The following is an 11279-nucleotide window of genomic DNA, read 5'->3' as shown; positions in this document are numbered from 1 at the left end:
CATCCCGATGTTGCCGGTGATGCAGGTAGGGCGCGTCCGTCCCGGCGCGCCGCCGGAGCATGATGTTTTGCATCCCGTGGGCGGCGGGCTGGGACAGGCCCGCCCTACCAACAACATCGGGATACACGGAATGACGAGCCGTGCATCCCGAAGCCGTTCCTGGCTCTCCTCGCCCGCGGATGGATGACTTTGGAAACCGTATCAGTTGTGTGTCCTGTGGCGCAGGCTGCCCAGCCTGCCGTATCGCCGACGGCCCGTCGGCCCGGGGGGTGAAGGACGAGGCCCTTCCATGCTCTCCACGCGCCTCGTTCCCTTCGTCGCCCCGCAGGCTGGGCAGCTTGCGCTACAGCAGACAAGGCTGTCTGCGTGACCACGACAACCCGATCACCGACAACATCTGTAGGCACCGCGCCATTCGAGGGCAGAATCTTCCCTCGTGACGAGTGCGATCGAATCCCTCACACTCCCCCGCCGTGAACCATTGGCTGGTCAAACAGGAACCCGAAACCTACTCGTGGGATGACTTGGTCGAAGACGGGCGCACCGCCTGGACAGGTGTTCGTAATTACCAAGCCCGCAATTATCTGCGCGCGATGGCGAAAGGGGACCCGGTTTTGATTTACCACAGCGGAGGGGACAAAGCTGTTGTCGGATTGGCACGCGTTTCGAAGGCGCCGTTTCCCGATCCGACCGCCCAGGAAGGCGATTGGTCCGCGGTGGAATTGAAGGCGGTCAAACCGCTCGTTCAACGCGTGACGTTGTCCCAAATCAAATCCGATCCCGACCTGGCCGATTTACTATTGGTTCGGCATACGCGTCTCTCCGTGATGCCGGTCTCGGCTCCTTCCTTCAGCCGCATTTTGAGTTTGGGTGGAACCCGTCCGTAGGCATGGCTTCCTCGCAATATCAGCCCGAACACTTCGGACTGGCGGCCCGGCAGCCGGCGGTTCTGGCCCGGTGGTATCAAGCCGTATTGGACGCCACCGTGGTTTGGAACAACGGCCAGGAACCCCCGGCGTGCTTGCTGCGTTTGGGGAACGACTTCCTGATCGAGATCTATCCCGCCGAAGCGGCGCCACCGGTTTCGGCTCCCAATTCGATTCCAGGCTGGCGTCACTTGGCGCTGCGGGTGGAGTCGTTGGAAGTCTGCCAGGCCGAGCTCTTATCCCGAGGCGTTACCTTTCCCGATCCCGTCAAAGCGGCGGGCGGGGGAGGGCGAGTGCTCTTTTTTCGCGATCCCGAGGGTAATTTAATCCATCTTGTGGAACGCGTGCATCCCGGAACTTTCATGTGAAAACATTCTTCAAGAGAGCCGTACAGGCGATCATCTTCGACATGGACGGTGTGTTGGTGGACAGCGAGCCCCGGCACGAGCAGGCGTTTCTGAAGATTTTCGACGAGATGGGGTATGGGGATCGGCATGGCATCCATTTCCCGGACTACTACGGTAAGTCGGATGCCGCGCTCTGGCGGGCGTTCATGGACCGGCACCAGCCTCCGCAGAGTTTCGATTTCCTGTGCGCGTGGAAGCAGAAGGTCTTTCTCGAAATTCTCCGAAGGGACGAGCCCTTGTTCCCGGACATTCCCGATTTGGTTCGTGACGCGGCGGGGAGTTACCCGCTGGCGGTGGCTTCGGGATCCTATCATCCCGTGATCTCCGAGGTGCTGAGGATTCAGGATTTGCGTCGCTTTTTTCCGGTCGTCTCCAGCGTGGAGGACGTGGAAAAAAACAAACCCGCTCCGGACGTTTTTTTGCACGCGGCGCGGGGGTTGGGAGTGGCTCCTGAAAGTTGCTGCGTCATTGAGGATTCGGCGGCGGGCGTGGAGGGGGCTTTGGCGGCCGGCATGCAGGTCATCGCCATTACCAACTCGCTGCCGGCCGACAAACTGGAAAGGGCGACGGTCGTGGTCGAGAATTACCGCCAGATTCGTTCGCTGCTTTTGAACTGAAGCGATGAGAACCCTGTCGGTGTTTCAAGGAGCGAGTGAGGAGGAGTTGCTTCGTTTTCTGCGCCGGGAAGCGCCGCGCCTGAGCACGCTGCGGCGGGTGCTTGTTCAGCCCGCGGGGTCAAGTCTGTTGGATGTCAACCGGCTGTCGCTCGATTTTCCAGGCATCGGTTACGGTCATCCTTTGTTGGTGCCTCTGCTCCGCGAGGTGGGGGCTTCGTTCGATCCCGAGTCCGCGATGACGCCTCCACCCAACGACACGCAAACGCGGGATTTCATTATTAGTGCGCGGTATCCCTGGGCGCATGACCGGATTGCCTGAGGCGGGCTTTTATTTTCCCAGCACGGGCTCGAGGGGGGACGGCTTGGTTCCGGACCGAGGACGAAGGGCGAGGGTCGCGTCGCTGAGGAGGGTGTAGACGACCGGGATGATGAAAAGGGTGAGGAAGGTGCTGGTTAGCATGCCACCGACGACGGCGATCCCCATGGGTCTCCGGCTTTCCGCGCCCGCTCCGAATCCGATGGCAATCGGGAGGATGCCGGCCACGGTCGAGAACGCGGTCATGAGGATAGGGCGCAATCTGACCATTCCGGCCTGCAGCATGGCTTCACGGGAGGAACGGCCTTCCGCCATTTGTTGATTGGCGAATTCGACGAGCAGAATGGAGTTCTTCGTGACCAACCCCACAAGCAAGACCAGGCCGATCTGGCTGAACAAGTTGATGTTCATGGCCGGCAGTTTCGCGATGACCCCCATCACTCCCAGCTGGTGAAGGATCCAGAGGAGTCCGAAGGCTCCGACGGCGGCGAGGGGGACCGCGAGCATGACGGTGAAGGGATGCACGAGGCTCTCAAACTGGGCCGCGAGCACCATGTAAACGATGATCAAGGCCAGGCCAATCACCCACCACACCTCGCGACCCGCATCCCGAAGATCGCGCGCTTCTCCTGCCCATTCGTAACGGAAACCGCTGGGAAGATTCGTGGAGAGGATCTGTTCGGCCCGGGCGAGGGCGGTGCCCATGGGAATGCCGACCGGCGATCCGGAAATCGTGGCGCTTCTCTGGCGGTTGTAGTGCTCGATGGCATTGGGAGAGGCGCCGGCCTCGCGACTGACCAACGTGCTCATCTGGATCAATTTCCCGGAGTCGTTGCGGACGTAGAGCCGGTCAAGATCTTCGGGACGCAAGCGCGACAACCGCTCGAGTTGAACGATGACCTGATACTCCTTGCCGTCCATCTTGATCCGGCTGAGGTCGAGACCGCCGAAGAGGATTTGCAGCGTGCGCGAGACATCCTCGATGGAAACGCCGAGCGCGGCAGCGCGGTTGCGGTCGATGCTCAGGCGCAATTCGGGTTTGTTGATTTCGAACGAGGAGCGGACATTCATCAAGAAGCCGCTTTGCATGAGCACGCCCGAAAGCTTCTGCGCATACTGATTGAGGGCGGTGAGGTCATCGGACTGGATCACCAACTGGAACGGAGCGCCGAAGCTCCGTTCGAGAGCCTTCGGAATTTGGGGCAGGGCGATGGCGCCCTCGACTTGGTTGAAGAACGCGGCGCGCAAACCGGCGGGGCCGTTGACGATCTGCTGGACCGAACGGTCGCGCTCATCCTTGAGTCGGACGAAGATGATCCCGCTATTGGCCTGGCCGGGGCCGGAGGTGGCGAATCCGACGACGCCGCCGAAGGCCTGGACTTCGGGTGTTTTCGCGAGGATGCCCTCCATTTCCCTCATCATGCGGTCGGTGTACTCGCTGGTGGCGCCTTCGGGGGCGATGAAAAAGGCGATCAAACGGCCTTTGTCCTCTTCGGGTAGAAACTCTTTCTCGAGAACCCGGTAGGACAACACCATCAGGGTGAGGGTGCCGAGGCCGAGCAGCGAGACGAGTCCTCGATGACGGAGGGACCATTCGAGTCCCAGCCGGTAGAGACGGTTGATGGCGTCGAGCCCGGTTTCAAAGAGGCCGAACAGTCCGGAAGCTTTCTCGTGACGGACGGGTTTGAGCATCCGCGAGGCCATCATGGGGGACAGGGAAAGGGCCACAAATGCGGAGATGAGGACGGATCCGACCATGGCGACGGCGAACTCGGAAAAGAGCTGGCCGGTGCTGCTGCGCTGGAACGCGAGCGGGGAAAAGACCGCCACCAGAGCGATGGTGATCGCGAGGATGGCGAAGGAGATTTCCTTCATCGCTTTCGAGGCGGCTTCCCGCGGAGGAAGCCCGGCTTCGATGTGACGGTAAATGTTTTCCAGCACCACGATGGCGTCGTCCACGACCACGCCGATGGCGAGGACGAAGGCGAGCATGGTCAGGATATTGATCGAGTATCCCATCCAGTAGAGCACGGCGAAGGTGGCGATGATGGAGACCGGGATGGCGGCGACGGGAATGAGTGTGGCCCTCAGGTTGCGGAGGAAGACGAAGATGATGAGCACGACGAGCAGGAAAGCGATGGCCAGCGTGCTCCACACCTCCTTGATCGCGGCGGACACATAAATCGACTCGTCATAAGCGACGTAGATGTCGATGGAGGCGGGAAGTCCAGGCCGGAGAAGTTCGAGTTCGGCTTTCACGCCGTTGGCGACTTCGATCAAGTTGGCCTTGGATTGTTTGACGATGCCGATGAAGACGCAGGGTTTGCCATTGGCTCGCGCGATCGTGCGTAGATTCTCGACGCCGGGCTCGGCGCGTCCGATGTCGCGGAGCCGGACGAGGCGGACCTGGTCGTTCTTGACGACGAGCTGGTTGAATTCCTCCGCGGTCTTCAATTCGCCGCGGGTTTGCACCGTCATTTCACGGTCGAGGTTTTCGATGCGCCCGCTGGGCAGTTCGACGTTTTGCTCGCGCAGGGCGCGTTGGACGTCGAGGACCGTGATCTGGCGGGCGGCCATTTTTTCGGAATCGAGCCAGAGCCGGATGGCGAATCGTTTCTCACCGCCGATGAATACGGAGGACACGCCCTTGACGGTTTGGAACCGGTTCTTGATTTGGCGCTCGGCAAGCCCGGTCAACTCCAGCGGCGAGAACCGGTCGCTGTTCATGGCGATCCAAATGGCGGGACGCGCGTCGGCATCCTGTTTGGCGATGATGGACTCGCGCACGGTGAGGGGCAGCCGGTCGCGGACCCGGGACACCCGATCGCGCACGTCCTGCGCGGCCAGGTCGATGTCCCGTGAGAAATCGAACTCGATCGTGATGTTGCTCACCTGTTCCCGGCTCTGGCTGGTGAGCGTCTTGATCCCTTCGATGTTGTTGACGGCTTCCTCCAGCCGTTCGGTCACCTCCGTCTCGACCACGGAGGCGTTGGCACCGGGATACACCGTGCTGACGCTGACAATGGGCGGGTCGATGTCGGGCAGTTCCCGCACGGGCAGCCGATCCAGCCCGATCAGGCCGAAGAGGATGAGGCAAAGGCTCAGCATGGACGTCAGGATGGGACGCCGGATGCTGATTTGCGGTAGTTCCATGGGATCGGCCCTGGGGGAGGGAGGAAAATCCTTTAACCCTCCGGGGAGGCGTTGGGTTTGGGCAGGTAAGGTGCGGCGTCCTTTTCGGGAGCGAGCACGACCGGCGAGCCGGGTCCGATCTTCTGGACCCCTTCAACAATCACCATTTCCCGGGCCGACACGCCGTGTTTGATTTCGACTTGGCCGGGCATGCGCACGCCGAGTTGGACGGGGCGGATCTGCGCGATTTGGGAGGCGCCCACGACGAAGATGGTGGCACGATCATGGTCGAGCGTTTGGGCGATGGCGGACTCGGGAATGACCACGGCTTGGGCACGGGCCTCGAGGGTGAGATCAAGATTCGCGAACATGCCCGGTTTCAGTTGGTGGGAAGGGTTGGGGATCGAGGCTTTGACGAGCGCGGTGCGAGTCGAAGGATCCACGTAAGGGGAGACATAAAACACGGCACCTCTGAATTGGCGTCCGGGAAAAGCGGCGACGCGAACCGCGATGGCTTGCCCGGTCTGAAGTTTGCCCATGAACCGTTCCGGGACGTTGAGTTCGACCTTGATGGGGTCGAGATCGACCAGGCTGGTGAGGGGGGTGTTCCGGCTGATGACCTGGCCGGGGCTGATCAGTCTTGCGCCGGCGATGCCGTTGAAGGGCGCCAGGATACGGGCGTCCTTGAGCAACCGCCGCCGAAGCTCGACGGTCGCTTCGTTTTGATAAAATTGAGCCGCGGCTTGGTCGAATTCTTGTTGGGAAATGAGCTTGCCGCGGAGCAACTCCTCGTTGCGCGTGAACGTGGTCCGGCTCAGCTTGAAGTTCGCTTCCGCCTCGGCCAGGGAGGCGCTCAGCTTGGTCTCATCCAGCTTGACCAGCAGGCTGCCTTTCTCGACAGGTTGGCCTTCTTGGAATCCGACGGCCTCGACGGTGCCTTCGATCTCGGACTTCACATCCACCATTTCATTGGGCACGAGTGAGCCGACGAGGGAAATACTTTCGAACACCGGGAGGGTGGCGGCGGGGATGGCGATGACCTGGGTGGGCGGGCGTTTGGGGGGCGCCGAGTTCGCCGGTTTGCAGCCCGAGGGCAATGTGGCGATCCAGACTAGCGACAAGTAAAAACTGGCGAACCGGGCAATCATGCGGGCGATGTGATGGCGGGGAGCGGCCTTCCGATCCAATCCAGACGGCTCAGGCGGCCCCCCCCGAACGCGGGAGAGGCTACGCGGGGCGCGGCGGAGACTGCCAGCCTGATTCTCGATTCCATCGAAATACTCTGCCGCGCTTGACCGACACGAGGCGAATCGGTTTGCTGAACCGCAATTTATGGGGATTTCGGAAAAGCCCGACATCGAAGGGCTTCGCATTGACCGTCGCGACAAGGCTCGTTCTGGAGCCGGCGGTGTCCTGGCCTGGGGACTGGTTCTACTGCTCCTGGGAGCAGGCGTCGCGTGGTGGATTTGGGGCAGACCCAAAGGCGTTGAGGTGGAGACGGTGGCAGTTCGTCCGGTGGCCCTGGAGAGGGCCAGCGCGGCGAGAACCCTGCTCAATGCGTCGGGTTACGTGACGCCGCGGCGGGAAGCGACTGTCTCCTCGAAGGTGACCGGCAAGGTGGTGGAAGTGATGATTGAAGAGGGGATGCGGGTGGAGTCGGGCCAGGTGTTGGCGCGTTTGGATGCGTCGAACGTCGAGGCCAGTTTCAAGCTGGCTGAAGCCCAGTGGGCGGCTTCCCGGGCGCAACTGGCGGAGACAGAAGTGCGCCTGGCCGACGCCCGCAAAGAGTGGCGCCGGGTCAAAGAACTTTCCCAACGCAACATCGCTTCAGAAGCCGAACTCGACCGCGCCCACGCGGAGTCCCAATCCCTCGCGGCACGATTGGAAAAGCAGAAGGCCGACGCGGAGGTGGTCGAGCGTGAGGTGGCCGTGTGGAAACAGCACCTGGAGGACACGGTGATTCGAGCCCCCTTTGCGGGTATCGTCACCAGCAAGAACGCCCAGCCAGGGGAAATGATTTCGCCCGTGTCGGCCGGCGGAGGCTTCACGCGCACGGGCATCTGCACCCTGGTCGACATGGGATCCTTGGAGATCGAGGTGGACGTGAATGAGAGTTACATCAACCGCGTGCGACCGGGACAGCCGGTGGAAGCCACCCTGGATTCTTATCAGGACTGGAAGATTCCCTCGAAGGTGATCGCGATCATTCCGACGGCGGACCGGCAAAAGGCAACCGTGCGGGTGAGGGTTGCTTTCGAGCAACTGGATCCTCGCATCCTGCCGCAGATGGGAGTGAAGGTGGCTTTTCGCGAGAATGTGGCGGATGTGGCGCCCGCCTCGACGCCTCTCGCGGGGCGTTCGCTCATGGCGATTCCGCGTGGGTCCGTCCGTTCGGAGGGCGGGCGGGAAGTGGTATGGGTGACGCGGGCTGGGAAGGCGGAGCGCCGCGCGGTGCAGGTGGAACGGACGGAGGGCGACACGGTCATGGTCCAGGCGGGATTGAACGCAGGTGAGCAAGTTGTGGTGTCGGGCGCGGAAAAGCTGCAAGATGGCGGGGCCGTGAGGGAAAAAAGCAAATGAGCGAAGCGCCATTACCTTGGGTCCGGGTCCGCGACGTGGAGAAGACCTTTCGCAGGGGATCCGAGGAGATCCACGTGCTCTCTGGATTGAGCCTGGAAGTCCCGCGAGGAGATTTTCTGGCGTTGATGGGGCCTTCCGGATCCGGAAAATCCACGCTGCTGAATTTGATCGGGGGTTTGGACCGGCCCAGTTCGGGAATCGTGGAAATCGGGGGCGAACGGATTGAGGGCAAGAGCGACAGGGAGTTGGCCGCATGGCGGGCGCGGCATGTCGGGTTTGTGTTCCAGTTTTACAATCTCCTGCCGGTCTTGTCGGCGGAGAAGAACGTGGAGCTGCCCTTGTTGTTGACCCATCTGAGCGGGGCGGAGCGCCGAAAGCATGTGGAAACGGCATTGGGCGTGGTCGGCCTTTCGCACCGGATGAAGCATTACCCGCGGACTTTGTCAGGCGGCGAACAGCAGCGGGTCGGGATTGCCCGCGCCATTGTGACCGACCCGACGTTGCTGTTGTGCGATGAGCCGACCGGGGATTTGGACCGGAAATCCGGGGATGAGATTCTCTCGCTGCTGCAGGCGTTGAATCGCGAGCAGGGCAAGACGATTGTGATGGTGACTCACGATCCCCATGCCTCCGCGAGGGCCAAGCGCACGGTCTATCTGGACAAAGGACGGCTGTCGGATGAGCGGCCTGAATGAAATTTCTTCATCTCACCTGGAGCAATTTGAAGCGCAAGAAACTGCGCACGGTGCTGACCTTGATGTCCGTGCTGGTGGCGTTCTTGTTGTACGGGCTCTTGTGCGCCATCAAGGAAGCCCTTACGGCGGGCGTGAGCATGGCGGGGGCAGACCGGTTGATCGTCCGGCACAAGATCTCGATCATCCAACTTCTGCCGCAGAGTTACGAGGCCCGCATGGAACGGGTGCCTGGCGTGGCGGCGGCGGTGCATCAAACCTGGTTCGGCGGCATTTATCAGGATGCCAAGAATTTCTTTCCGGTCATGCCGGTGAATCCGGACGAGTTCTTGGAGATGTATCCCGAGTATGGGCTGGAGCCGTCCGAAATTGAGGCGTGGAAGAAGACCCGGACGGGAGCGATCGTGGGCCGGACGACGGCCGATCGGTTCAAGTGGAAGGTAGGGGATCGGGTGCCGTTGTTTTCCCCGATCTGGGGTGGTGCGGGGACGCAGCCCAACTGGGAGTTCGATGTGGTTGGCATTTTTGAGGCCGGCAAGCGGAGCACGGATACGACCCAGTTTTTCTTTCGGTATGATTTTTTTGACGAGGCGCGGCGCGAGGGGAAGGGCCAGGTCGGCTGGTATACCTTGCGCATCAAGGATCCCAATCAGGCGGCGGAGGTGGCGCGGAAAGTGGACGAGGAATTTGCCAATTCCCCGGCGGAAACAAAGACCGAGCCGGAAGGCGTTTTCGCGCAGGGATTCGCCTCTCAGATTGGAAACATTGGCGCGATTTTGATCGCGGTGGTCAGTGCGGTTTATTTCACGATCCTGCTTGTGGCGGGCAACACCATGGCGCAGGCCGTGCGGGAGCGGACCGAGGAGATCGGCGTCTTGAAGGCCATGGGGTTCACCAACACGCTGGTGATGGGGTTGGTGCTGGCTGAATCGTTTCTGATTGCGAGCGGGGGTGGACTTTTGGGGCTCGGTCTGGCGTGGCTGGCCACTTCGGGGGGCAATCCCGCGCCCGGACTGCTTCCTGTCTTTTACATCCCCGGGCGGGACATGGTGATCGGGGTGGCTTTGGCGGTGGGTTTGGGCTTGGTGGCGGGCCTGGCGCCCGCCTGGCAGGCGATGCGACTGGAGATCGCCACCGCATTGCGACGAGGCGCTTGAGGAGGGTGTATGACGAGCTTGTTCAACGCATTTCGCCAGATCGCCGCGGTCACGCTTTTCAATCTGCGCTCTTTGCCGGAGCGCAAGGGCGCCGCCTCTGCCGCCGCCTTCGGCATCATGGGCGTGGTGGTGGTTTTCGTCGGCGTGTTGTCGATTGGCGAAGGCTTCAAACGAACCATGACCGTGTCCGGCTCACCCGACACCGTCCTGGTGCTGCGCGCCGGGGCGGATTCGGAGATGACGAGCGGATTCGGCCGGGAAGAGACGCGTTTGATCATGGATGCGCCGGGGCTGGCGAGGAGCGATGCCGGCGTGCTGGCCTCGCCCGAGCTGTTTGTGATCATCAATCTGCCGAAGCGATCGACGGGATCGGATGCCAATGTGCCTTTGCGAGGAGTGGAAGGCGCCGCGTATTCGATCCGGAAGGATTTTCGAATCGTGTCTGGACGCAAGTTTGAGCCGGGTCGCAATGAGATCGTCGTTGGGGAGGGGGCGGCGAGGGAGTTTGAGGGATTGGATTTGGGGAAGAAAATCAAGGTGGGTGCCAACGAGTGGGAAGTGGCGGGGATTTTCACCACGGGAGGCGGCATCGATGAATCGGAAATCTGGGCGGACGCGGCGGTTCTTCAAGCCGCTTATCAACGCGGCGCCTCCTGGCAATCCGTCTACGCCAAATTGAGTTCACCGGATTCCTTCCAGACATTCAAAGACGCGTTGACGACCAACCCCGGCCTGACGGTGAAGGTGGTCCGGCAGTCCGAATACTATGCCGAGCAATCCACCGCCTTGACCACGCTGATTCGCGGACTCGGTTATTCCATTGCGGGGCTGATGGCATTAGGCGCGATTTTTGGGGCGTTGAACACGATGTACAGCGCGGTGGCCGCGCGGACCCGGGAGATTGCTACGCTGCGCGCCTTGGGATTCGGCGCGGGTCCGGTGGTGGCTTCGCTGCTGCTGGAATCGATGGTGCTGGCCGGGGTGGGGGGATTGGTCGGGGCCGGGGCCGCTTTTGCCGTTTTCGATGGGTTCACGGCCGCGACGATGAACTGGCAGAGCTTCAGCCAGGTGACTTTTGCCTTTCGAGTAACCCCCTCATTGCTGGTGCAGGCGATGGCATTGGCTTCGGCGATCGGAATGGTGGGCGGGTTCTTTCCGGCCATTCGTGCCGCGCGGCTGCCCGTTGCGAGCGGGTTGCGGGAAGTCTGAGCGAAGGGTTGTTGGGAAAAGCTGGGTCCACGGCGGGTGGACCAGCCCGGATATTTCATACTGAGCTTGAATCCGCGACAGTGCGCCGCGTGAGGGCACGCGGCCTACCATCGCGACTGCCTCCGTGTTTGTAGGCCCGGTGTCCCATAAGCATTAACCTAATGACTTGTCCTTACCGGACTACGCTGGTAACGTTTGGCGCATGCCTAACGACGCCTTGCCAGAAGAGTGGGAAATCCTGAG

At 61.6% G+C, this 11279-nt stretch carries 11 protein-coding genes; 9 read left to right on the top strand and 2 right to left on the bottom strand.

Going from position 1 to position 11279, the window contains the following annotated elements:
* The first annotated feature begins 7 nt into the window (after nt 1-7).
* From FJ404_18075 to FJ404_18055, 5 genes are all read left to right on the top strand, one after another.
* On the top strand, nt 8-187 hold the full coding sequence (locus FJ404_18075) for a hypothetical protein (GenBank protein MBM3824763.1): 180 nt from the start codon (nt 8-10) through the stop codon (nt 185-187).
* Nucleotides 188-473: 286 nt separating this feature from the next.
* A complete protein-coding gene (locus FJ404_18070) occupies nt 474-887 on the top strand; it encodes an EVE domain-containing protein (protein MBM3824762.1) in 414 nt (137 codons plus the stop codon).
* Between the two features lie 2 nt (nt 888-889).
* Entirely contained in the window at nt 890-1294 is a 405-nt protein-coding gene (locus tag FJ404_18065; GenBank protein MBM3824761.1) for a VOC family protein, read from the top strand.
* Nucleotides 1291-1950: an HAD family phosphatase gene (locus FJ404_18060; protein ID MBM3824760.1), complete on the top strand. Its 660-nt coding sequence runs from the start codon at nt 1291-1293 to the stop codon at nt 1948-1950. The genes FJ404_18065 and FJ404_18060 overlap by 4 nt, the downstream gene beginning before the upstream one ends.
* Nucleotides 1951-1954: 4 nt before the next feature.
* Nucleotides 1955-2269 (top strand): hypothetical protein, encoded by a 315-nt coding sequence (locus tag FJ404_18055; protein ID MBM3824759.1) that lies wholly within the window; start codon nt 1955-1957, stop codon nt 2267-2269.
* Between the two features lie 9 nt (nt 2270-2278).
* Here FJ404_18055 and FJ404_18050 read toward each other — a convergent pair whose 3' ends face one another.
* Nucleotides 2279-5419 (bottom strand): efflux RND transporter permease subunit, encoded by a 3141-nt coding sequence (locus FJ404_18050; GenBank protein ID MBM3824758.1) that lies wholly within the window; start codon nt 5417-5419, stop codon nt 2279-2281.
* Between the two features lie 32 nt (nt 5420-5451).
* Nucleotides 5452-6771, bottom strand: coding sequence for an efflux RND transporter periplasmic adaptor subunit (locus FJ404_18045; GenBank protein ID MBM3824757.1), 1320 nt, complete (start codon nt 6769-6771; stop codon nt 5452-5454).
* Here FJ404_18045 and FJ404_18040 point away from each other — a divergent pair.
* The 4 genes from FJ404_18040 to FJ404_18025 are packed head-to-tail and all read left to right on the top strand — an operon-like array spanning nt 6731 to nt 11036.
* On the top strand, nt 6731-7978 hold the full coding sequence (locus tag FJ404_18040; GenBank protein ID MBM3824756.1) for an efflux RND transporter periplasmic adaptor subunit: 1248 nt from the start codon (nt 6731-6733) through the stop codon (nt 7976-7978). The two genes, FJ404_18045 and FJ404_18040, sit on opposite strands and share 41 nt — an antisense overlap.
* The gene (locus tag FJ404_18035) at nt 7975-8673 is read left to right on the top strand and encodes an ABC transporter ATP-binding protein (GenBank protein MBM3824755.1); all 699 of its coding nucleotides are present in this window, start codon (nt 7975-7977) and stop codon (nt 8671-8673) included. The genes FJ404_18040 and FJ404_18035 overlap by 4 nt, the downstream gene beginning before the upstream one ends.
* On the top strand, nt 8670-9827 hold the full coding sequence (locus FJ404_18030; protein ID MBM3824754.1) for an ABC transporter permease: 1158 nt from the start codon (nt 8670-8672) through the stop codon (nt 9825-9827). The genes FJ404_18035 and FJ404_18030 overlap by 4 nt, the downstream gene beginning before the upstream one ends.
* A 9-nt stretch (nt 9828-9836) precedes the next feature.
* Entirely contained in the window at nt 9837-11036 is a 1200-nt protein-coding gene (locus FJ404_18025) for an FtsX-like permease family protein (protein ID MBM3824753.1), read from the top strand.
* Nucleotides 11037-11279 lie beyond the last annotated feature (243 nt).

Source organism: Verrucomicrobiota bacterium, assembly GCA_016871495.1.
Lineage (GTDB): Bacteria > Verrucomicrobiota > Verrucomicrobiia > Limisphaerales > VHDF01 > VHDF01.
Note: the sequence above shows the minus strand (reverse complement) of the source record. Positions and strands in the feature narration are given on the sequence as shown.

Bases quoted from the DNA above. Each gene is read 5' to 3' on its own strand.
- FJ404_18050 (MBM3824758.1), bottom strand. From the start codon at position 5,419: ATGGAACTACCGCAAATCAGCATCCGGCGTCCCATCCTGACGTCCATG.
- FJ404_18030 (MBM3824754.1), top strand. From the start codon at position 8,670: ATGAAATTTCTTCATCTCACCTGGAGCAATTTGAAGCGCAAGAAACTG.
- FJ404_18075 (MBM3824763.1), top strand. From the start codon at position 8: ATGTTGCCGGTGATGCAGGTAGGGCGCGTCCGTCCCGGCGCGCCGCCG.
- FJ404_18040 (MBM3824756.1), top strand. From the start codon at position 6,731: ATGGGGATTTCGGAAAAGCCCGACATCGAAGGGCTTCGCATTGACCGT.
- FJ404_18025 (MBM3824753.1), top strand. From the start codon at position 9,837: ATGACGAGCTTGTTCAACGCATTTCGCCAGATCGCCGCGGTCACGCTT.
- FJ404_18045 (MBM3824757.1), bottom strand. From the start codon at position 6,771: ATGCGAAGCCCTTCGATGTCGGGCTTTTCCGAAATCCCCATAAATTGC.
- FJ404_18035 (MBM3824755.1), top strand. From the start codon at position 7,975: ATGAGCGAAGCGCCATTACCTTGGGTCCGGGTCCGCGACGTGGAGAAG.
- FJ404_18055 (MBM3824759.1), top strand. From the start codon at position 1,955: ATGAGAACCCTGTCGGTGTTTCAAGGAGCGAGTGAGGAGGAGTTGCTT.
- FJ404_18065 (MBM3824761.1), top strand. From the start codon at position 890: ATGGCTTCCTCGCAATATCAGCCCGAACACTTCGGACTGGCGGCCCGG.